The 19,303-nt window shown below is 53.1% G+C and carries 25 protein-coding genes; 10 read left to right on the plus strand and 15 right to left on the minus strand.

Translation table 11 applies throughout. From position 1 onward, the window contains the following. Positions 1–90: 90 nt before the first annotated feature. Entirely contained in the window at positions 91–597 is a 507-nt protein-coding gene (locus K7H09_RS21390; protein ID WP_041158567.1) for a GNAT family N-acetyltransferase, read from the plus strand. 368 nt (positions 598–965) lie between these two features. Here K7H09_RS21390 and K7H09_RS21395 read toward each other — a convergent pair whose 3' ends face one another. After that, positions 966–1,202, minus strand: a complete 237-nt coding sequence (locus K7H09_RS21395; RefSeq protein ID WP_027957578.1) for an addiction module protein — start codon at positions 1,200–1,202, stop codon at positions 966–968. Positions 1,203–1,344: 142 nt separating this feature from the next. Between K7H09_RS21395 and K7H09_RS21400 the strand changes: the two genes are divergently transcribed. Further along, positions 1,345–1,626, plus strand: coding sequence for a putative quinol monooxygenase (locus K7H09_RS21400; protein WP_027957577.1), 282 nt, complete (start codon positions 1,345–1,347; stop codon positions 1,624–1,626). Between the two features lie 50 nt (positions 1,627–1,676). Here the strand turns inward: K7H09_RS21400 and K7H09_RS21405 are convergent, their stop codons facing one another. The 6 genes from K7H09_RS21405 to K7H09_RS21430 all read right to left on the minus strand — a co-directional run bounded on the left by K7H09_RS21405 (position 1,677) and on the right by K7H09_RS21430 (position 5,649). Next, complete coding sequence (locus K7H09_RS21405; protein ID WP_022523108.1) at positions 1,677–1,883, minus strand: YrhK family protein; 207 nt, start codon at positions 1,881–1,883, stop codon at positions 1,677–1,679. Positions 1,884–1,928: 45 nt separating this feature from the next. Next, positions 1,929–2,384 (minus strand): carboxymuconolactone decarboxylase family protein, encoded by a 456-nt coding sequence (locus K7H09_RS21410; protein ID WP_009287032.1) that lies wholly within the window; start codon positions 2,382–2,384, stop codon positions 1,929–1,931. A gap of 52 nt (positions 2,385–2,436) precedes the next feature. Beyond that, a complete protein-coding gene (locus tag K7H09_RS21415; protein WP_022523109.1) occupies positions 2,437–3,240 on the minus strand; it encodes a helix-turn-helix transcriptional regulator in 804 nt (267 codons plus the stop codon). A gap of 45 nt (positions 3,241–3,285) precedes the next feature. After that, a complete protein-coding gene (locus K7H09_RS21420) occupies positions 3,286–4,293 on the minus strand; it encodes a GlxA family transcriptional regulator (protein WP_027957575.1) in 1,008 nt (335 codons plus the stop codon). Then, on the minus strand, positions 4,286–4,852 hold the full coding sequence (locus tag K7H09_RS21425; protein ID WP_041158566.1) for an isochorismatase family protein: 567 nt from the start codon (positions 4,850–4,852) through the stop codon (positions 4,286–4,288). Before K7H09_RS21425 ends, K7H09_RS21420 begins: the two co-directional genes overlap by 8 nt. Before the next feature lie 200 nt (positions 4,853–5,052). After that, positions 5,053–5,649, minus strand: a complete 597-nt coding sequence (locus tag K7H09_RS21430; protein WP_022523113.1) for a GNAT family N-acetyltransferase — start codon at positions 5,647–5,649, stop codon at positions 5,053–5,055. 142 nt (positions 5,650–5,791) lie between these two features. On the opposite strand from K7H09_RS21430, the gene K7H09_RS24665 reads away from it, so the two are divergent. Further along, positions 5,792–6,166 (plus strand): GNAT family N-acetyltransferase, encoded by a 375-nt coding sequence (locus K7H09_RS24665; RefSeq protein ID WP_414727640.1) that lies wholly within the window; start codon positions 5,792–5,794, stop codon positions 6,164–6,166. Between the two features lie 17 nt (positions 6,167–6,183). After that, entirely contained in the window at positions 6,184–6,798 is a 615-nt protein-coding gene (locus tag K7H09_RS21435) for a LysE family translocator (protein WP_208797191.1), read from the plus strand. Positions 6,799–6,808: 10 nt separating this feature from the next. On the opposite strand, the gene K7H09_RS21440 is transcribed toward K7H09_RS21435, so the two are convergent. Next, the gene (locus K7H09_RS21440; RefSeq protein ID WP_041158565.1) at positions 6,809–7,552 is read right to left on the minus strand and encodes a class I SAM-dependent DNA methyltransferase; all 744 of its coding nucleotides are present in this window, start codon (positions 7,550–7,552) and stop codon (positions 6,809–6,811) included. Positions 7,553–7,753: 201 nt separating this feature from the next. Between K7H09_RS21440 and K7H09_RS21445 the strand changes: the two genes are divergently transcribed. The 4 genes from K7H09_RS21445 to K7H09_RS21460 all read left to right on the plus strand — a co-directional run bounded on the left by K7H09_RS21445 (position 7,754) and on the right by K7H09_RS21460 (position 10,988). Continuing rightward, positions 7,754–8,161, plus strand: coding sequence for a DUF4019 domain-containing protein (locus K7H09_RS21445; RefSeq protein ID WP_022523117.1), 408 nt, complete (start codon positions 7,754–7,756; stop codon positions 8,159–8,161). Between the two features lie 206 nt (positions 8,162–8,367). Beyond that, on the plus strand, positions 8,368–9,726 hold the full coding sequence (locus tag K7H09_RS21450) for an NfeD family protein (protein WP_041158564.1): 1,359 nt from the start codon (positions 8,368–8,370) through the stop codon (positions 9,724–9,726). Between the two features lie 46 nt (positions 9,727–9,772). After that, positions 9,773–10,561, plus strand: a complete 789-nt coding sequence (locus tag K7H09_RS21455; protein ID WP_009287026.1) for a slipin family protein — start codon at positions 9,773–9,775, stop codon at positions 10,559–10,561. 154 nt (positions 10,562–10,715) lie between these two features. Next, a complete protein-coding gene (locus K7H09_RS21460) occupies positions 10,716–10,988 on the plus strand; it encodes an antibiotic biosynthesis monooxygenase family protein (protein ID WP_052475634.1) in 273 nt (90 codons plus the stop codon). Positions 10,989–11,173: 185 nt separating this feature from the next. Here K7H09_RS21460 and K7H09_RS21465 read toward each other — a convergent pair whose 3' ends face one another. Further along, positions 11,174–11,992 carry a DUF1206 domain-containing protein gene (locus tag K7H09_RS21465; RefSeq protein WP_041158563.1) on the minus strand — a complete coding sequence of 273 codons (819 nt, stop codon included), beginning with the start codon at positions 11,990–11,992 and terminating at the stop codon, positions 11,174–11,176. A 142-nt stretch (positions 11,993–12,134) separates the two neighbouring features. Between K7H09_RS21465 and K7H09_RS21470 the strand changes: the two genes are divergently transcribed. Continuing rightward, the gene (locus tag K7H09_RS21470) at positions 12,135–12,968 is read left to right on the plus strand and encodes an AraC family transcriptional regulator (RefSeq protein ID WP_041158562.1); all 834 of its coding nucleotides are present in this window, start codon (positions 12,135–12,137) and stop codon (positions 12,966–12,968) included. On the opposite strand, the gene K7H09_RS21475 is transcribed toward K7H09_RS21470, so the two are convergent. Together K7H09_RS21475 and K7H09_RS21480 are read right to left on the minus strand one after the other, a co-directional pair. Then, positions 12,954–13,559: a LysE family translocator gene (locus tag K7H09_RS21475; RefSeq protein WP_041158561.1), complete on the minus strand. Its 606-nt coding sequence runs from the start codon at positions 13,557–13,559 to the stop codon at positions 12,954–12,956. The genes K7H09_RS21470 and K7H09_RS21475 overlap by 15 nt on opposite strands. A gap of 92 nt (positions 13,560–13,651) precedes the next feature. Then, positions 13,652–14,572: a glutaminase gene (locus K7H09_RS21480; RefSeq protein WP_039859115.1), complete on the minus strand. Its 921-nt coding sequence runs from the start codon at positions 14,570–14,572 to the stop codon at positions 13,652–13,654. Positions 14,573–14,770: 198 nt separating this feature from the next. Here K7H09_RS21480 and K7H09_RS21485 point away from each other — a divergent pair, with 198 nt between their 5' ends. After that, the gene (locus tag K7H09_RS21485) at positions 14,771–15,634 is read left to right on the plus strand and encodes a bifunctional transcriptional activator/DNA repair enzyme AdaA (RefSeq protein ID WP_041158560.1); all 864 of its coding nucleotides are present in this window, start codon (positions 14,771–14,773) and stop codon (positions 15,632–15,634) included. On the opposite strand, the gene K7H09_RS21490 is transcribed toward K7H09_RS21485, so the two are convergent. From K7H09_RS21490 to K7H09_RS21505, 4 genes are read right to left on the minus strand one after another with little or no spacing between them, the layout of a single operon-like run. Further along, on the minus strand, positions 15,631–16,497 hold the full coding sequence (locus K7H09_RS21490; protein ID WP_052475633.1) for a phosphodiesterase: 867 nt from the start codon (positions 16,495–16,497) through the stop codon (positions 15,631–15,633). The two genes, K7H09_RS21485 and K7H09_RS21490, sit on opposite strands and share 4 nt — an antisense overlap. Continuing rightward, entirely contained in the window at positions 16,490–17,572 is a 1,083-nt protein-coding gene (locus K7H09_RS21495) for an ABC transporter ATP-binding protein (protein ID WP_141440959.1), read from the minus strand. Before K7H09_RS21495 ends, K7H09_RS21490 begins: the two co-directional genes overlap by 8 nt. Positions 17,573–17,620: 48 nt before the next feature. Then, positions 17,621–18,409 carry an ABC transporter permease gene (locus K7H09_RS21500; protein WP_041158558.1) on the minus strand — a complete coding sequence of 263 codons (789 nt, stop codon included), beginning with the start codon at positions 18,407–18,409 and terminating at the stop codon, positions 17,621–17,623. Further along, complete coding sequence (locus tag K7H09_RS21505; protein WP_009287021.1) at positions 18,406–19,302, minus strand: ABC transporter permease; 897 nt, start codon at positions 19,300–19,302, stop codon at positions 18,406–18,408. Before K7H09_RS21505 ends, K7H09_RS21500 begins: the two co-directional genes overlap by 4 nt. Position 19,303: the final 1 nt, after the last annotated feature.

Below are 19,303 nucleotides of genomic sequence, written 5' to 3' on the forward strand. Positions count from 1 at the left end.
GCTTAGGCTCAGTAAAGGCACACTCCTGCCGGAAATCAATCGGGTTCGGAGCTAGCGCTTGCCGAGAGCATCATCAACAAGGAGGAAAGGGTGCAAATTTGTGAAACGGAGAGGCTGGTTATAAGAACGTTGTCCTTAGACGATGTTCCCGAGTTGACCAATATCCTCAGCGACCCTGAGGTGATGAAATATTCGATTCGAGGCGTTTGCGATGAAACGGCGACTCGGCAGTTTATCGAGTGGTGTTTGGAGAGCTATGCAGCTCACAGCATCGGGCCGTGGGCCTTAGTAGAGAAGGATTCTGGAAATCTTGTTGGCTTTTGTGGTATCAGCCCCGAAGAGGTCAATGGTGTTGAGGAGATGGGGCTAGGCTATCGGCTAGCCAAACGGTACTGGGGGCAGGGGCTGGCGTCTGAGTCAGTGCAAGCGGTACTCCATAATGCACTTAATCAAAAGCAGCTATCGTCGGTGGTGGTTATTATTGAGCCTGAGAATGTTGCGTCGCTTAAGGTCGCAGAGAAAGCCGGTTTTTCTGCGTTCGATAATCTTGAATTTCATGGCCGTCCGGTGAGGCAGTATCGGTTAACTCAGCAGTAGAGGGGCGTACTTCATACTAATGAAATGAAAGCGATAGGTGCGCGATGAGTGGCATTATGGGCTAACCCGATTATGCCAGTAGCCCGGCTTTCTCGAGTGATGGGCGAAAGCAACAATGGTAATTGTTTGGTTATTGGAAACAGTCACAAGGGAAAACGGGAATTGTTGAAGGATGAAGCGCTTTGCGCCACGTTTGCGTGCTTCGCCTATTACAGGAACCAGTGGTGGATTTGGTGCGCTTAGCTTTGTGGTAGCTTGTTCAAAGGTATCAATAAGCTGTTCACCAAGCCCCGGTGATTCGAGTTCATACTAAGCTGCGGCTTCCATCAGTTCTTCTGAAGCCTCTGGACTAACCTTTACTATCAAAATCAGTTCCTTAACCGAGCTCTGGCACGCTCAAGGACTTCACTGACATCTAAAGATTTGATTTTGCCAGATTCAATCTCATTGATTCTGCGACATATCTCCGCGTCCCAAGCTTCCGATACACTGATTTCAGCCATACCATCCAGGCTTGCTACCAAATCATGAGCGAGTTTAGCTCGCTCTTTCTCCGATAGGGTCATTGCTTCGTTCGTGATGGTTTCAAGTTGCGCTGTATTCATCTATTTACCCAGCCTCATGGAAACGGCAATGTCAAAATCATGCAGTAAATTACACTTGATAACAAGGCCATCATGCCTGCCTATGGACTGTTGCGGAACCATATCATTAGCGCAGTTGGCAGATTCTGCGCCGAGGAAATCAATGCCAAAGGTCATACTGAAAGGATTTATCATCGTCCCCGAGCCGGATCTGAACGCTGTTAAAGCAGAGCTCATCAACCATAAGCGGTTAACCCTGTCTGAGCCCGGCTGCCTCGTTTTTGAGGTTGTTCAAGGCACTATTAACCCCTATCGATTTGATGTGTATGAAGAGTTCATTGACCGAGACTCTTTTGAGCGACATCAAGCTAGAGTGAAATCCTCCGCCTGGGGTAAGGTTTCAGCCAATATTGAAAGGCATTACAGTCAGCAATCCGCTGGGTAGCTAACCCAGCGGCTATAACCGACGTTTCTTACTTTCGTATGTGTGCTCTATTAGCCGCGCTTCTTACCAGTATCTCTCATACTCATCACGTAAATAATGAACATGATCAGTGAGCCCATTACAAAACACCATACGCCTACGGTTGCGTAGCTCGCAAAAGCGGGAAGAAACAAAAGACTGCCAAAGAAGAAAAATAAGCTTGATAAGAGACCGAGTAGGTTGGGTAGCTGTTGATGCTGCGCTATCTCACTGTTCATTTTATTTCCTTATCTGAACTATTACTTTCAAGAGCCTCACAGTGCTTAAATACTGATGTCCGGTGCAAACTGAAAGCCCACCGATACCCGATTCCAACTGTTGATTTGGACAATAATGGCGGTGAGGTCAATTAGCCCCTGCTCACCAAACGCAGCTAGGGCGTTTTGATAGTCGTTGTCACTCACCGCTTGCTGGCTGACCAGTGTTAGTGCTTCGGCCCAGGCGAGTGCGGCGCGCTCTTGTGTGCTGAAGCAGGGGGCTTCACGCCAAGCAGGCAATACGTCTAAGCGAACCTGGTGTTCGCCATCGTCTCTGGCCTCTTGCGAATGCATGTGCTGACAAAAGCAGCAGTGATTAATTTGCGAAACACGTAGGTTGACCAAGTGGATTATCGAGCGATCAACCGTTGAGTCTGGGGCAACGTCGCCTAGTGCCGTCAGGTGCTTAGCTAGGCGGGGGCAAAGGCGATATACAGACTGTTGAGAGATACGAGTAGACATGTGGGTGACCTCGGTGAGTAAGTTGAGAGCTCAGCTTAACGTCGAGGTTTTTTTACGCCTTGTAAATTTGCGACAGTTTGCGCTTGCGATAGGCGGCGGGCGTTTCATAGGCGAGTGATTGGAAGGCATGGGTGAAGTGAGCTTGGTCATAGTAGCCGCATTGCAGGGCTATTTCCGTTAGGGGCAGCGTGGTTGCAAGCAGTCCATGGCGGGCTCGGTTCAGCCGGGCATAGGCCACTAATTGGCCTGGGGTAACGCCCACCTCGCGTTTTAATTTGCGCTCCAGGGTACGTCGAGTAAACCCTAGCGTGGCGCCTAACTGTTGGGGCGGAAGCTGAAGTGCTCCAATGGCTTGAACAATCTTAGTGATACGGCTATTGGCGGGTGGCTGGCTTTCTAGTCGATGTAACAACCATGTTTCCAGCAGGCGTAAACCCTGTTGCGAGTCCGACTGGTAGAGGCGCTCTACCACAGGTATTAATCCTTGCAATCCTAATGGTTCAAGCTCGTTATCCAAGCGGTAGTGTGTATCTGTGAATGCTTCGGGTAGCAAACCCAGCAAGCAGTGGGTGCCGGCTGCCTTAAAACGAATGCCCAGACAGGGTGCGGTGGTGTCGAGTGTCTCTATCAACGTGGTTTTGTTGAAACAGAGCGTGATAATGGGGTGGGGGCTGGTGAGCTTGATGCTGAGGCTAGCACCGGCATCAGGGTAGAACTTTTCGGTTCTTGATTCAGTGAGATGCCCTGGGCGCCCCATTGACCAAAGGCACTGAACCCACGGGGCTAAGCGTTTATCAGGCAGGCGATGCCGAAAATTTAGATCGTTAGCGTTGCTTGGCAAGATGAACTCGGTCATGGCGTTAACCAATGGTATGTTTTTTTAATGATGGCTCACATTAACTCAATCACGCAGCATCTGGGAGCTGGCCCGGCGCCATACACTAGGCGGCGCTTTTTCCTGGCGAGCCCAGTTGCGCCTTAGCTGCCGCTCATCCCCGAATCCGGATGCTTCGGCGATACGCGCTAGCGTCCATGTCGTTTCGGTCATTAACGCTTTGGCTCGCTGCAGGCGCAACCCCATAATGTAGTCGCCCACCAGCATGCCGGTGAGGCTTTTGAATTGGCGCCGGAAATGACGCTCGCTCATGGCTGCCTGAGCCGCCAATGTCTCGATACGCCAGGTTTGCGAAGGGGCGGCACATATTGCATCTTGAACGCGATGCAGCCGTTCATCCACATGATTGCGGCCCTCAAGCCATGCACCCAATTGAGGCTCCTGACCACTGCGACGAAGATACAGCACCATCTCTCGCGCTACCGCCAAGGCCAGTGAATGGCCACAAGCACGGGTAAGCCAGTACAGCATGGTATCAATGCCGGTCGAAATCCCCGCGCTGGTTAAATAGCGCCCGTCCTCGGTAAAGATACAATCACTTTGTACCTTTGCTTGTGGGGCTTTGGCTTGTAACTGCTCGATTAGCGCGTGGTGGGTGGTACAGCGTCTTCCCTTTAACAGGCCCGCGTCTGCCAGTAATAGCGTGCCTGAGCAAACGGTCATCAGCGTATCTGCATAGTGGGCATTCGCTTTGAGCCAAGCAACACACTCTTGCTGCGCTAATGGCTCAAGGCTATTGCGGTACTGCCCAGGAATAAGCAGTAAATCTTGAGTAGGAAGCTGTTCAGGCAAGGGATCGATGCCGCTAAGGGTCAGCGGCCCTAGCCACTGCATGGCCGCTTTGGGGCCGAGATAGCGCACCTGAATGTCTATCGAAAGCCGGTCAGCACACTGTAAGACCTGAAGTGGGCCAACCAAATCAAGTGGCACTTGGCCGGGCATCATCAGTACCGCCACCCGCAAGGTGGTGGCTCTTGTGGATGGCGGTTGGCTATTGTGTTGCTCTTCACTCACGGGGGGGTTGCCATTCGTTGATCATGTCTTGTGTGCTGATAATACGCGCAAAGCGGTCTTCAAGTACCAGTTCGGTGCGCGCCTTAATATCATCTGCTGACCAGGTGATGCCGTGGCGTGTCATGGGGAACGTTAGGGTAGCATCGCTGATAAAGTCGACGCTAAACCCTAAATCCGACGCCACCCGTGCGGTGGTTTCGCAGCATTGCTCGGTACGAATACCGCTAATCGCCAGCCGTTCAATGCCTCGCTCCCGTAACCAGCTTTCTAGTGAGGTATCGCTGAACGCGTTATGCGCACGTTTCTGAAAGGTTACCGCCACTTCATCGTTAAAGTCATCAAGCGGACGAATAAGGCCACCGTCAGGGTCGAAAGCCCCTTGGCTGCCAGGTGCCTCATGCAGAATGCGCACAACCGGTATATCGTTGGTCTGGGCTGCGTTCAGCACCGCACGCTGCTTGGGACGCCACGCCTGAGCCAGTGATTCTACCCAGTAATCGCGGGCAGGGAACGAGGCTTGAACATCAATTAATAGTAATGCGGTTTTAGGCTGGGTCATGGCTAATCTCATCGTGTTGAAGTGAGGTTACAGATTAGCTGTTACGCATTCTGCCAACGATGCGTTAAGCGGTCACAAAGGGGGCAATTTCGGCCATGTGTGGCCGAAGGGTAATATCTGACAATGGCGATTATGAATCATCTAGGCGCTAGGCTCTCACCTCTGAAGGGATATGCTTTCGAGAGGGCGAGAATTGTCTGCTAAGTTAAACTTGCTACCTTCAACACCATGGTTGTTGACCCAGAAAAGCCGATTAACCATTTCAAGTAGGGAAAATGCTCTTCGTTTACGGCGATAAATCCCTTGGACTCGTACAGCCTCCTTGCTCTCGGGTTGCTATCGATAACGTCTAAGCGGATCGTCTCGAAACCATTATCCACGGCATGTGCAATAATGCTATCCAAGAGTCTGGAACCTATGCCTCGCCCTCGGAATCGGCTATCGACAGCAATCCCATCCATCACCAATTCTTGAGATTTTGGCTTGCGCTCGAATAAGCTGAACACCAGACATGCCCAGAGCCCTTTCAATGTTCCAAGCTTGCCTATCAGCTGTTTCATCCCGATTCCGCTCGTTAGCGAACCATTGGGCTGCTGAAACCCTGCTAGCCCAATGACCTCATCTTCAAAGATGGCAGTAAAGGAAAATTCAGGGACAAAACAGTCGGAGAGTAATTGAATGCGCTTAGCCTTGTCAGGTATTGCGCTCGCGAATTTAGCGCCGAAAGCTTCTTCATATAGCTTAGCGACAGGCCCAGCCTTCTCAAGGTTAAAGCCTTTCTGAATCAGAACGTTCATATACTGGCTCCTAGATTCAAAGAGAAATGACCATTGGTCACAGACGCAGTGAATTAATTTTTATTTGCAGGGATGAGGCAACTTCAGTAGTGGATGAGGAATTGCCGCGGGTCTTTGGTTCAATATCATAAAGGGGGGATGCATCGTTAGTACCTTCACTGATAATGGCATGATGGGTACCTGTACCGTAAATATGTGTGCTAATTTGAATTGGTCTGGTCGACCGCATGCAATCATTGAAAATGTGATTGTTTCCAAGGATCACCGCAAGCAACGTATCGGTAAGGCCAATCTTAGGTGTGCTATAGACTTTGCCCAGCAAGCTGGCTGTTATAAAGCGGCGCTTATGACGAGGTCTAAAGACCCCGCGACACAGGTTCTACGAGTCTTCAGGATTCAGCCCAAGCAAGCAGAGGTATCAGGTAGGGTTCAATGCATAACGCCCCATCCGATGCGCACGCACGGTTTTGCCATTAATACGGGTAAGCGTAAGTTTTGGGATAGGAGAGAGACATGATACCAATCGAAACATGGATGGCTTTCACTGCCGCATGCGTTTTAATAATTCTAGTGCCGGGGCCTGATAATATACTCGCCGTTAGTCGTGGACTTAGCCAGGGGCGTCTAGCGGCTTGTGTCTCCAGCGTAGGAGCTGGAATGGGGCTGATGGTGCATGTGGTTGTCGCTTTTCTTGGTTTGGCGGCTCTTATCCAGACCTCTGCCGTTGCCTTTAGCGCCGTTAAATTGATTGGGGCCGGGTATTTGATTTGGTTAGGTATTAAAGCATTACGTTCCAGAGACTTGATTGCATTTTCATCGCATCGTCGTTTGTCTTACCGCGTGGTTTTAACCACTGGGTTTCTAACCAACGTGCTTAATCCGAAGCCCGCGCTATTTATCTTGGCATTTATTCCTCAATTTGTATCGCCGGCGCAGGGATCGATTGCGTTGCAAACGCTATTGCTAGGTGCTTGGTTTGCTTTTATGGCATTCGCTATATTCGCCGTGCTGGGTCTCTTTTCATCTATGTTTGCGCGCTGGTTGGAGAGTCGTCCGCGCGTAATTCAAGGCCTGAATATGGGCGCTGGAGCAATGTTCATTGCAGCGGGGTTATCAGTGATATTTCTTGAGAAAGTGGAGAACCGCTAGTCGAAGACGACTAAACCTTCACACAGACAAAAATAGCGTTTCCAGAGGCGTTATCCCAGGGGATGATTTTTTCATAGTTGTGCTCAAACACATGAACCTCAAAGTGAGGCGCTAAGAGTGCGCTTAACTCCGCAAAGCTGACGGCTACCATGGGGTGTTCGTCGTTCCATAGCTGTGTTCCTTCAGCGTTGGCTTTTTCAATGCTGAGCCTAAGCGACTGCTTTTCACCTTGGCCACTGTAGTGCCATCCCGAGCGGAACGTGAATAAATCGCTTTCTTGTTGGGCGCTGTGTTTAACAGATAAAGCGTTATCGATTTTGTCTTTATCGACTGCGTTAAAACAGAAAATACCACCAGACTTGAGGGCACAATGAGTACTGGATATACACGCTTTTAGCTTTTCAATCCCATCGTTGTAGTGGATTGAGTATAAAAAGCAGGTGATTAAGTCTTGAGGCTCGTTGGCCTTGAAGTCACTCATATCTTGCAACGTGAAGTGTGCTTCTGAACAACGCGTGGCGGCAATATCCAGCATGGGTTGATTAATATCAAGCCCGCTGCTGGCGTATCCAAAATCAATAAAATGGCGCACGTGTGGGCCGGTGCCACAGGCTAAATCTAGGTGTGTCGTTCCGCCGTTACCGAAAATCTGATGCAGCCTGCGAATGGCGTGGCTTTGCGCTTGATAGTCGATATCCACGCACATCAAATCGTAGTAGCCAGAAAGGTCGGTATAGAGGGCATTGACGGACATAGTGACCTAATAGTGGCAACTGAAATAGGGTGGGTGGCGCATAGTAAACGAGCGAGTAGGGTTTGAGAAGCAGGCACAGCTTGGAGTTTAACGATTACGCAAATACATCTTGCAGCCCTAAAGAAACTCTGACGATGACCGATATATACCTAAGACCATCGAGATTTCTCTGGTCGTTGCTAAATGCCGAGAGTGCCCGTTATGCCGAAAATGCTGATCTTTATCATCACCTTGCTTCTCATTCTGTCTAACCAAGCGCAGGCAAACTCGAGTGCGGCAGAGGCGGCGGCGTTGGCGTGGCTAGAAGCCATCGATAGCGGTCAGTATGAGCAGGCATGGGAATCGTCATCTTCACTACTAAAAAAGCCGCTTTCACCGCACATGTTAGAACGGACGATTGGTGCAGCGCGTCGTGACTTTGGTGCGGTTCAGTCGCGTCGGCGAGTAAGCGTTGTCCGCGAAACCTCTATGCCTGGGGCTCCAAGAGATGACTACGCGGTTTTGACGTTCCAAACACGTTTTGAAAACAGATCATCGCAGATTACGGAAACCATCACTCCTCACTTGGAAGAGGGCACGTGGAAAGTTAGTGGTTATTACTTGAACTAACCGACTCCTCAAAAATACTGCAACCACCTCTGGTTTGCAGCATTGCCTTGGTTCAGGCTCCTTTTCCCCTCGAATCCTGCCATCACGTTGTTCATGACGAAGCTCAATTTGGCTGCTACGTTGAGTAGATAGCCTTGTGTATGTTGCTATGGATAGGCTGCAGATTCAGACGGGAATGTTCAAGGCGTTGAATGCGAGGAGTGGGTATGCAAACCCTTTCTCTCAAACCGCACTGGCTCTGGTTGATGGTTGCCAGTTTGCTAATGGCTACTATGTCGTTTACATGGCAGGCCATGGCACAAAGCGCTTCACCAAGCGTTCTGGTGCTTAATATTGAAGGCGCCATCGGCCCGGCTACCAAGGACTACTTTGAGCGTGGGCTGGATAAAGCCCGCGAGCAGGGCAGTGAGGTGGTGATCGTCGAGCTCGATACCCCCGGCGGGTTGGTCGACACCACCCGCGACATGATTCGCGAGATGCTCAACGCTGACATTCCCGTGGTGATGTACGTTTTCCCCAGTGGTGCGCGAGCGGCAAGCGCGGGCACCTATCTACTTTACGGTAGCCACGTGGCTGCCATGGCCCCCTCGACGCATCTCGGCTCGGCCACGCCGGTACAGATGGGCGGTGGGCTGCTCGGCAGCGATGAAGACGAAGAAGATAATTCGGCTGAGGAGTCGGATGGCGAGGGCAGCGCCATGGAACGCAAGGTGATGGAAGATGCGGTGAGCTTTATCCGCAGCCTAGCGGAACGCCATGATCGCAATGCCGATTGGGCTGAAGAGGCCGTGCGCAATGCGGTCAATTTCACTGCCAGCGAGGCGCTGGAGCAGAACGTCATCAATGTGGTGGCGCGCGATCTTGACGATCTCCTTGAGCAGATTGACGGCATGAGCGTGGTCATGGAAAGTGGCGATGCTACGCTTGAGACCGCAGGCCTCACCATTGAACGCTTCGACCCTGATTGGCGCACCCAGGTGCTATCGCTGATCACTAATCCCAACATAGCCTTCTTCTTGATGGTCATCGGCTTTTACGGGCTGGTTTTCGAGCTGGCCAATCCCGGCAGCCTGTTCCCCGGCACCATTGGCTTGATTTGCTTGCTGCTCGCCCTGTTTGCGTTTCAGGTGCTGCCGATTAACTACGCCGGGCTTGCGCTGATGGTGGTCGGGCTGGCGTTGATGGTGGGTGAGGCATTTATGCCTAGCTTCGGCGTGCTGGGGGTTGGCGGCATCATTGCCTTTGTACTTGGTTCGGTAATGCTGATGGACGCGGAGCATCTTGCCATTTCGCTACCACTAATCGGTGGTGTGGCATTGGTGTCCGGGGGGCTAATGCTATGGACGTTAACACGCTTTGCAACGCTGCGCCGTCGTCCGGCACACACTGGCGCGGAGCAGTTAATCGGCGCAGATGCGGTTGCACTGGATGATTTTGAGACCAGCGGCCATGTAAGGCTGCATGGCGAGCGCTGGAACGCAGTGAGCGATGTGCCAGTCAAACGAGGTGAAAAGCTTGTGGTGGTGCGCCTTGATGGCTTAACGGTATATGTGACGCCCCGCTAGTGCCCACTTTCTGACATAACCGACCCACAGCTAAACGAGGTGTCCAATGATTATTTCGTATTTAGTTCCTGTCGTGCTGGTGGTGATGTTGATCGCCGCCTCTATTCGCATACTGCCAGAATATAAACGCGGCGTAGTGTTCTTTCTGGGGCGTTATCAGATAGTGAAAGGGCCTGGGCTAGTCATTGTGATCCCCGCCATTCAGAAGATGGAGGTGGTGGATCTGCGCGTCATTACCATGGATGTGCCGGAACAGGACGTAATCTCTCAGGATAACGTCACCGTTAAAGTTAATGCGGTGCTTTATTTCCGCGTCGTCGATCCAGAAAAGGCGATCATTCAAGTCGAGAATTTTACCCAGGCGACCAGTCAACTAGCACAGACCACTTTGCGCTCCGTGCTGGGTAAGCATGATCTGGATGAGATGCTTTCCGAGCGCGATAAGCTCAACGACGATATCCAGGAAATCATCGATACCCAAACCGAAGCGTGGGGTATCAAGGTCGCCAATGTTGAAATTAAGCATGTAGATTTGGATGAGAGCATGATTCGCGCCATTGCGCGCCAGGCAGAGGCGGAGCGTGAGCGTCGCGCTAAGGTGATTCACGCCGAAGGGGAACTGCAAGCATCCAAGAAACTGGTCGAGGCGGCCAATGTCATGCAGGAAAACTCTGCTGCGCTGCAACTGCGCTACCTGCAAACCATGAGCGACATGAGCAACAAGAATGCCTCGACAATCGTTTTCCCGCTGCCCATGGACATCATGGAAGCGTTCAAGGATATGAAAGCCAAGCATACGGCAGCGACGCCTGGTAAGGCGCAGGATGACGCCTAGGCTCACAGCTCTTCCCACTGCCTGTGGTACGGTTTGGCAGCAACTGGCAGTGGGCTCCCTGAATACATTTTTTGTTTCATGGGATATGCTTCGAAGCCCCTGATCCAAGAATCCCGGTGATGCCACTACCCCCGAACCGCCTTACTACGCCGTTATTTTCACTTCACTACGCACCGAGGTCGATAACGGCTATGACGCAATGGCCGCAAGAATGGTTGAGCTTGCAGCACAGCAGCCGGGGTTTTTAGGGGTGGAGTCTGCCCGTAATGAGGTGGGTGTAACAGTTTCTTACTGGGCCGATTTGGCATCTATTAAAGCGTGGAAAGCCCATGCTGAGCATCAAGAAGCTCAGCGGCTAGGCCATCAGCAGTGGTACCAGCACTTCAAAACCCGTATCGCCAAAGTCGAGCGAGATTACGGTATTTAGCTGGTTGCCACCGATTCACGGCTTACACCACCAGCAACAGGGGTGTCAATACCAGTTCAATAGGAATGGACAGAAGAATAGTCTCCAGAAAGGAGAGGGTGGCGAGTAGACACAGCATATTCTTCGAGCGGTTAATGCGCTCAAACCACTACTTAGTGCATTTGGATGTTATGGCCATGCAGGTCTTACACTTCGGGATTAATGCGGCGATAGACAGCCGCTAATAGGCTGTAAAGGCCAAACGCAAAAAGTCCCAGCGCGACAAAACCAAGCAACCACTGACCGAAGGGCTGGCTTCGCAGGGTGCTAAACACCTCGCTCATACCGCCTGCTTGATTGGGATTGATTTGATAAGCGGCGATGATAAAAAAGCTACCCACGATCACAAACACAGCACCACGAATCACTAAGCCGAAACGGCAAATAGGGTAGGCCCATTGTTGCGTTTGTGGTGGCATAGCGAAGTGTTTGTCGAATTTTGCCTGGTAGCCTTTAAGCGCGTGGGCAATGCCTACGCCAATCATGATGAGGCCAACCCCACCTACCAGCCAGCGCCCGAAAGGCTGCTGCATCAGCCAGCCCGCGATACCTTGCGAACCGCCACCAGAATCACCTGAAGAGCCCGCAAATTGAAAGATGAGCGTGGCGGCAAAAAAAGACAACAACGTGTGGGTAATGGCGCTCGCCAATAAGCCCGCACGAATTGCCAGCCCCTTGGCGCCGTTGCCGTGATGGTCAGTGTCTTTAACCGCCTGGATGATTCGCCACATAGCGTAGCCCACCAAGCCGATGGCCATAATGGCTAACAAGACTTTACCGAAGGGAGCGGTGAGCAAACGTTCTAAGGCGCCACGACTGCCTTCTGTTTGGCCGCCTTGTCCAAATGCTGCCAGCGCTGCTAGGCTACCCACTAATACATACACAATGCCGCGGGAGGCATAACCCATACGGGCATAAAGGGTAATTGCATCCCAGTGGTTGCGGTTTTTCATACTGTTGGCCATGGCGTCCTCCTGACTAATATGGCGTTGCGCATTCCTATGCAATCTAGCGTATAGAGCAGTATAGCGGCCCATACTGTGCTTGTGCTGTGCTATTGTTCAGCGTAGGTAATGAATCGCTATTTTTAACTATTGCGAGCAGAGCATGAGTACCATTTCGTCACCTATCTTCTGGCGCGATGCGCGTATGCCCTATGTGGAGCTGCGCAAGATTAGCGACGCGCGACAAGTTTGCTATGCGCCGCACAGCCATACGCATTGGTCGCTGGGGGCCATTACCGCAGGTAAAAGCACTTTTTGCTATCGCGATGCGACGCATCAGATTAGTGCGGGTGACATCGTTATGATGAACCCCTACTGGGTGCATGCCTGCAACCCCATCGAGAACCAGCCCTGGGCGTACATGATGCTCTACGTCGATACCGAGTGGCTGAGTGAATTGCGTTACCAATTGGGCCTGTTGAATACGCCGTATTGGCAAGATATCGCCACCGCCGTCATTACCCAGCCAGCGCTTTATGCCGGGTACTGCGATATGGCTGCTTGTTTGCTGGATGAACATCGCGACATTGGCGATAAGCAAACGGCGCTAGTCGAATACTTGTCCATCATGATGCAAGTGCTTGCTCAGGAATCCCCCGCGGTATTGCCCCAAGCGCCCAGTGCGCTAGAACAGGTCGCGGCCTATTTGCGTGCCAATTGTAGCGCTGATATATCGCTAGAACGCCTATGTGAGCAGTCCGGCTATAGTGCTGGGCACCTGATTCGCGCCTTTAAACAGCACTTCGGACTAACACCCCATGCTTACCTGATTAATCAGCGCATTCAGCTGGGGCAGCAAGCGTTAAAACAAGGGCAACCTATCGTTGAGGCGGCTTTGAACGCTGGCTTTAATGACCAGCCCCACTTTCAAAGGACGTTCAAGCGGCTGGTAGCAGCGACACCCAACCAGTACCGCTACCCGCTACTCAACCAGTAAGACAATAGCACTAGCCGCCAGGCAGATAGCGAGTGCGCGGTTAATCGTCAGTAAGATGATAGGACGATGAACATAGCGTTTCAGAAAAGCGCCTGCATATACCCAACTGGCTAGCGATAGCCAGCAAATAGGCAGATAAAGGCCGGCGAACAGCCATAGCAGATGGGGCTCATTAGCAGTGGTGTAGGCGCCAATGCCAGCGGCAGACGCCAGCCACGCCTTGGGGTTGAGCCACTGCATCATGGCACCTGTCATAAACCCAGGCGCTTTGACGCCGCCTCTCTCCTGCAAGCGCCCATCGTGCTGTAAAAGTTGATAGCTGAGATAGAGTAAAAACAGAATGCCTGCCCAGCGTAAAAACTCTTCCAGCAGCGGCAGCACATTCAGCAGGGAGTAAAGCCCCGCGCCGATGGCTAAAAATAGCGCGATAAACCCCAGCGTGGCGCCGGTTACAAAAACAAGCCCTTTAGCAATAGGGTAGTGCGTACCGCTACTCAAACAAACGATGTTGACCGGCCCCGGCGAAATAGACGCTGCGAGGGCAAAGGCGGACATGGGTAGCAGCAAAGATAGCAGGGGTGAAGCGCTCATTGTCATTCTCCTCAGATAATGCAAGGAGAATGCAGTAGCGCTTGTGGGCGGTATTGAACAAAATTGAGGTCGTTGCTTAAAGCGTTGCCCTGCTAATGCCCAAAAACCGACCAGCCGGTGCGCTGCACAAACATTTCGAGCGCCTGGGTGCCCAGAAAACTGTTGCCGTAGGCATCCAGCCCCGGCGACCAAACGGCGATGGAGCCATGGCCGGGTGCAATCGCCAGAATGCCACCGCCCACGCCACTTTTGCCAGGCAGGCCGACGCGAAATGCGAACTCTCCCGAGGCGTCGTAGTGCCCGCACATCATCATTAGTGAATTGATACGCCGTGCGCGCTGGGGGGCTACCACGCGAATGCCACTGGGTTTGTTGATACCATCCGAGGCCAAAAATAGCCCGGCATGGGCCAACTGCTCACAGCTCATGGCGATAGCGCACTGGTGAAAATAGGTGCCTAGCACCTTATCGACATCATGGCGTAGGCGGCCAAAGGCTTTCATAAAGTGCGCCAGTGAGGCGTTGCGGTCGCGGTGGGCCATTTCTGAAGCGGCCACCGCGTGGTCGAAGTAAATGCTGTCGTCATCGGCGATATAGCGCACAAAGCTAAGAATCTCGCCAAGTGTCTCTTTGGGCTCGTGGCCCATCATGATCGCATCGACTACCGCAATGGCCCCGGCATTGATAAACGGGTTACGCGGTTTGCCGCTTTCATGCTCTAGTTGCACGATGGAGTTGAAGGGATCCCCTGAGGGCTCGCGGCCTACTTTTGACCACAGAGAATCACCCACTTGCCCAAGTGCAATGGTCAGCGTAAATACTTTAGAGATACTTTGAATCGAGAAGGGCGTGGTAGCACAACCTGCCGAGTACACTTTGCCATCCACCGTGGCGAGCGAAATGGCAAACTGCTGTGGGTCAACATGGCCAAGCTCGGGAATATAGTCTGCGACCTTACCGCGTTCTTCGGCGTTTGCCATGGCTGCTGCAATGTCATTGATCAAGTCTTGCATGGGCGTATCGTGTACCGTCAATTGAGGCGGGGCATTACCCTAGCGAAAATTAGTGGAAATGTCTGTTAAACATAGCGTCTCTTTTAAACATAAACTGTCTGAACACCCGCCAGTGCGCAAGATTCGGGTCGGCAACTCGCCCTTGAAGGCTTAGTCTGAAAGGTACTAAGCAGTTCTGATGGCTAGAGAGATAACACAATGAATGACTATGAGCGTATCGAAAAAGCCATGGCCTATATGGTGGCTCATGCGGCGGAACAGCCCAATCTGGAAACGGTGGCTGCTCATGTTCATTTGAGTGCCTTCCACTTCCAGCGACTGTTTTGTCGTTATGCGGGGATTAGTCCCAAACGCTTTTTGCAGGCACTCACCTTAGAGCGCGGTAAGCAGTTGATGCATTCGTCCACTTCTTTGCTGGATATCGCCCATACCCTTGGGCTGAGCGGTGGCTCGCGGCTTTACGACCACTTTGTTCAGTTAGAGGCGGTCACGCCCGGCGAGTATAAGCGCCAGGGTGAAGGAGTGGAGATCGCTTATGGCGTTCACGAAACACCTTTAGGTCGCCTATTCGTCGCGGTAACGCCCCGGGGTATCTGCCGAATGGGGTTTGTCGATACGACTAATTCAGAGGAGTTACTGGCAAGGTTGGCCAAGGAGTGGCCGCGCAGCACCTTTCAACATAACACTGAGTCCACTCGCTATGCGGTGGAAAGGCTGTTTACTGAGCCTGAAGAGGGGGCTACCGCTGTCTCGCTACACGTCACTGGCACCAACTTCCAAATAGCGGTTTGGCGAGCGCTGTTAACGATCCCCGAGGGGCAATTTGCCAGCTATTCCCATATTGCTCAGGCGCTGGGATCACCTAAATCGTCCCGAGCAGTGGGCAATGCAGTGGGCGCTAATCCCATCGCGCTATGGATCCCCTGCCACCGGGTGATTCAACAAAGCGGCGCGCTTGGCGGCTACCGCTGGGGATTAGAGAAAAAGCAGATGGTACAAGCCTGGGAGCTGGCGCTGGCTAACACAGACAGCGCAGCGCTCGCCCCCAGTTTAACGACTTAATCAATCAGCCCGTTCGCATCAAAAAACGGGAAAGGGCCTGGGTAGTGCTCGATAAACCCTTGGTGAGTCACCATGCCGTTAGTTGCCGACCACTGGTGTAGCAGGTAACCAGGGGGCTCTAGCTGAAAGTGGGCGGGCCCGTCTGGGGTGAGATCCAAACTCACCTGGTGGGAAACCCCAGGGCAGCTAATCGCCAAAGTGTTAGCAAAGCGGGCCTGGATTGAACGGTGCAGGTGCCCGCAAAGCACGCGCTCGACCTGGGCATGTTTGCCAATGACGTCGGCTAGCGCATCTGGTCGCTTAAGCGGCTGGCGATCCATATGGTCGATGCCACTAACAAAAGGGTGATGATGCACCATGACCAAGGTTGGTTTCTCGGGTTGCTCTGCCAGGGTGGTGTCTAACCACTGCAGACTTTCATCGCTTAACTCGCCATGGGGTTTGCCGGGCACCGATGAGTCGAGCCCTACAATGCGTACCGGATAGTCATCCACGACCCAGTGTAAATAGTCGCGGTGCTGAAACAGATAACGGTGCTCGGGAAAGGCGGCGCGTAGATGCTCGCGGTCATCATGATTGCCAGGGATCAAGTACACGGGCAGCGTTAATTCAGCCAGGATCTGCTTAAAGGTGGCGTACTCGTCAGGGTGGCCAAAATCAACCAAGTCACCGCTAATTAGCACCAGGTCGGGCCGCGGCGCTAGCTGATTGAGCGTGCTAATTGCTTGGCGCAGCGCATTGGCGGTATCTACCTGGCGGTAAGAGAGTTTCCCGCCCGCCTTGATATGCGGATCGCTAATCTGGGCGATAAGGCATTGCTGGGCATGAGGGTCTTTCTGAATGTTTAAACCTTGATCAGCCATTGGCCATCTCCTTGGCATTAACAGGGGCAGTGGGCTTATCTGGATGAAAAAGCACGCTGGAGGGAAGTGCCAAACCGATCGCGGTGCCGTTTGGCCAGCGCTGGCGGGAGGGTGCCTCAATCTGGAGCGGTGAAGCGCCGCCGGTGTCCACCATCAGGCGTTGGGACTGGCCCAGGAAAATGTTCTGCACCACCTTGCCTGTTACATCGGCTTGGTCAACGGAAACCACCTGAATGTCTTCTGGACGGCAGTAGACAGTGGATACTCCCTGCAAATGGGCAGCGATGAGTTCACCGCCATGGACGACCAATCCTCCATCGGCGCGTGTGCTGATCACCTCCAGGCAGTTAACCGCACCAATAAAATCGGCCACAAAGGCGTTGGCCGGCTGATGATAAATCTCTTGGGGGGTGCCCAACTGCGCGATGCGTCCGGCTTGCATGACCGCGATGCGGTCACCCAAGGCCATCGCCTCATCTTGATCGTGGGTGACGTAGACCGCCGTGGTGCCTAGCTCCCGTAGAAGCTGGCCAATCTCGATGCGTAAGCGGTCGCGCAGTTTGGCGTCTAGAGCTGCTAACGGCTCATCAAACAGCAGCACCTTGGGGCGAACGGCAATTGCGCGGGCAAGAGCCACACGCTGTTTTTGGCCACCGGAGAGGGCGTCGATGCGCCGGTCACCAAAGCCTTGTAAGTCGACCATATGCATGACTTCGTCAAGCCGATGGGCGATCTCGGCACGTGGCAAACGCTGTATTTTTAAGCCGTAGGCAATATTGTCGGCAACGCTCATATTGGGAAATAGCGCGTAGTTTTGAAACACCATTCCCACGTCGCGCTGCTCAATCGGCAGAGCGGTGACATCACGCTCGCCAAACAGTACTTGCCCGCCTTTGTCGGGGCTTTCCAGGCCGCTAATAATGCGCAGGGTGGTGGTTTTACCGCAGCCGGAAGGGCCCAACAGTACGAGGGTTTCGCCCGCATTAACCTGCAAATCAAGCGGCTGGAGCGCTGTGTTGCCGCCTGCGAAGGTGCGGCTGCATTGGTGTAGCGTAATGCTGACAGATGAACTCATAACGGATTCTCAAATAAAGCAATCGAATGTTTTGAAAGCGCAAGGCGCTTAGCGACGCTGCTCGGTGAGTCGTCCCGCCCACTGAATCGCCACCAGCAAGGGCACCACCATCACCAGAAATATCAGCGTGTAGGCTGAGCCAATTTCCAGTCGCATCGAGGCGTAGCTGTCGGCTAAACCGACCGGTAGCGTTTTGGTCAAGGGGGTATGCAGCATCCAGGTAATGTTGAATTCACCGATCGATAGGGTGACCACCATCAGCGCTCCTGCCAAAATGCCGCTCATACAGTTGGGGATGACCACCCCGAAAAAGCGTTGCCTAAAGCTGGCACCTAAGCTGGCGGCGGCTTCTTCCAGTTGGGGAAGCTTGGCGGTTTGCATCACAGAGAGCACCGCGCGCACCATAAAGGGCAGGGTAAACAGCACATGGCCAACCAGAATAAATAGCCAACTGCCGCGGAATTCACGGTAGCTGCCATAGGCGAGCAGTAGGGCAAGCGCGGTGGCCAGCCCAGGTACGGCAACCGGCAGCAGCAGGAGTTCTTCAATCGCGTTGGCCCAGCGGCGACGGCTGCGCAGCAGGCCATAGGCGGCGGGTACGCCAATCAAGATAGTGATCAGTAAGCAGGCCAGCGCCAGTTTAATGGAGAGCCAGATGGTATCGGCGTAGAGCTGCCACACCTCATTTACCCAGCGCAGGGTCAGACCACTCTCAAGACCCACAAAGTAGTTCTCGGTGAGCCCCGCCATGACCGACATCGCGACGGGCACGATCATAAATAAGCACACCAGCAGGGTGAAGCCCAATTGCAGCGTAAAGCGTAGACGCGATTTCATACGGAGGCTCCCAAGTTGCCGCCTGCCAGCCTGCGGGCAAGGCTCAATGCCATCCAGGTGATCACGCCCAATACCACTGAAAGCGCCGCCGCCATGGCGAAGTTAGCGTAGTTGGTGAATTCGCCGTAGATATTGAGTGGCAGAATGCTTAAGCGTGTGCCCAGGGTAAACGCCGTACCAAAGGCGCCCATACTGGTAGCAAAGCAGATGGCTCCAGTTGAGAGCAGCGCGGGTGCAATGCCGGGCACGATAACGTCTTTGGTGACCTGCCAGGTGTTAGCACCTAACGAGCGAGCTGCCTCTTCAAGACTTCTATCCAGGTTGTCGCAGGCAGCCATCACCGTGGTAATAACACGAGGAATGGAGAAGTAGAGGTAACCAATAAATAGCCCGGCCAGTGAGTAAGCGAACATCCAACGCTCGCCAAACAGCCACAGGCTGGTCTGCGCCAAGGCGCCTTGGCGTCCCCCCAGCATGATGACCAAAAAGCCCACCACCACGCCTGGAAAAGCCAGCGGAAAGGTGAGGATCGCCACTAGTATGGACTTGCCAAAAAAACGCTGACGGGCGAGAAAAAATCCGGCAACGCCCGCAATGGCAACCGCTACCAGCGACACTACCAGCGAGAGACCAACGGTGGTCGCCAGGCTGATTAAGTACTGACGATGGGTAAGTATGGTCAGGTAAGCGCTAATACCGCTGCTTGGATCAGCCTCGGCGCCCATCATGATCAGACGCGAAAAAGGCAGTAGCCAAAAGGCGCAGAAAATCACCAGGGCAGGCAGTAAGGCGAACAACGCGATAAAGCGTTTACGCCGGGCTGGGCCTACCATCGTCGATGGTCGACTTAGGTAAGAAGCAGCCCCGGAGGGCTGCTTGGATGCCGCTGTCATG

The organism is Halomonas sp. IOP_14, assembly GCF_021021315.1.
GTDB classification, from domain to species: Bacteria; Pseudomonadota; Gammaproteobacteria; order Pseudomonadales; family Halomonadaceae; genus Vreelandella; species Vreelandella titanicae.

What these genes read in the sequence shown, in the direction of transcription:
- K7H09_RS21395 (WP_027957578.1), bottom strand. Translation starts at nt 1,202, where the DNA reads ATGAATACAGCGCAACTTGAAACCATCACGAACGAAGCAATGACCCTA.
- K7H09_RS21400 (WP_027957577.1), top strand. Translation starts at nt 1,345, where the DNA reads ATGCCAAAGGTCATACTGAAAGGATTTATCATCGTCCCCGAGCCGGAT.
- K7H09_RS21405 (WP_022523108.1), bottom strand. Translation starts at nt 1,883, where the DNA reads ATGAACAGTGAGATAGCGCAGCATCAACAGCTACCCAACCTACTCGGT.
- K7H09_RS21410 (WP_009287032.1), bottom strand. Translation starts at nt 2,384, where the DNA reads ATGTCTACTCGTATCTCTCAACAGTCTGTATATCGCCTTTGCCCCCGC.
- K7H09_RS21415 (WP_022523109.1), bottom strand. Translation starts at nt 3,240, where the DNA reads ATGACCGAGTTCATCTTGCCAAGCAACGCTAACGATCTAAATTTTCGG.
- K7H09_RS21425 (WP_041158566.1), bottom strand. Translation starts at nt 4,852, where the DNA reads ATGACCCAGCCTAAAACCGCATTACTATTAATTGATGTTCAAGCCTCG.
- K7H09_RS21430 (WP_022523113.1), bottom strand. Translation starts at nt 5,649, where the DNA reads ATGAACGTTCTGATTCAGAAAGGCTTTAACCTTGAGAAGGCTGGGCCT.
- K7H09_RS21435 (WP_208797191.1), top strand. Translation starts at nt 6,184, where the DNA reads ATGGCTTTCACTGCCGCATGCGTTTTAATAATTCTAGTGCCGGGGCCT.
- K7H09_RS21440 (WP_041158565.1), bottom strand. Translation starts at nt 7,552, where the DNA reads ATGTCCGTCAATGCCCTCTATACCGACCTTTCTGGCTACTACGATTTG.
- K7H09_RS21445 (WP_022523117.1), top strand. Translation starts at nt 7,754, where the DNA reads ATGCCGAAAATGCTGATCTTTATCATCACCTTGCTTCTCATTCTGTCT.
- K7H09_RS21450 (WP_041158564.1), top strand. Translation starts at nt 8,368, where the DNA reads ATGCAAACCCTTTCTCTCAAACCGCACTGGCTCTGGTTGATGGTTGCC.
- K7H09_RS21455 (WP_009287026.1), top strand. Translation starts at nt 9,773, where the DNA reads ATGATTATTTCGTATTTAGTTCCTGTCGTGCTGGTGGTGATGTTGATC.
- K7H09_RS21465 (WP_041158563.1), bottom strand. Translation starts at nt 11,992, where the DNA reads ATGGCCAACAGTATGAAAAACCGCAACCACTGGGATGCAATTACCCTT.
- K7H09_RS21470 (WP_041158562.1), top strand. Translation starts at nt 12,135, where the DNA reads ATGAGTACCATTTCGTCACCTATCTTCTGGCGCGATGCGCGTATGCCC.
- K7H09_RS21475 (WP_041158561.1), bottom strand. Translation starts at nt 13,559, where the DNA reads ATGAGCGCTTCACCCCTGCTATCTTTGCTGCTACCCATGTCCGCCTTT.
- K7H09_RS21480 (WP_039859115.1), bottom strand. Translation starts at nt 14,572, where the DNA reads ATGCAAGACTTGATCAATGACATTGCAGCAGCCATGGCAAACGCCGAA.
- K7H09_RS21485 (WP_041158560.1), top strand. Translation starts at nt 14,771, where the DNA reads ATGAATGACTATGAGCGTATCGAAAAAGCCATGGCCTATATGGTGGCT.
- K7H09_RS21490 (WP_052475633.1), bottom strand. Translation starts at nt 16,497, where the DNA reads ATGGCTGATCAAGGTTTAAACATTCAGAAAGACCCTCATGCCCAGCAA.
- K7H09_RS21495 (WP_141440959.1), bottom strand. Translation starts at nt 17,572, where the DNA reads ATGAGTTCATCTGTCAGCATTACGCTACACCAATGCAGCCGCACCTTC.
- K7H09_RS21500 (WP_041158558.1), bottom strand. Translation starts at nt 18,409, where the DNA reads ATGAAATCGCGTCTACGCTTTACGCTGCAATTGGGCTTCACCCTGCTG.
- K7H09_RS21505 (WP_009287021.1), bottom strand. Translation starts at nt 19,302, where the DNA reads ATGACAGCGGCATCCAAGCAGCCCTCCGGGGCTGCTTCTTACCTAAGT.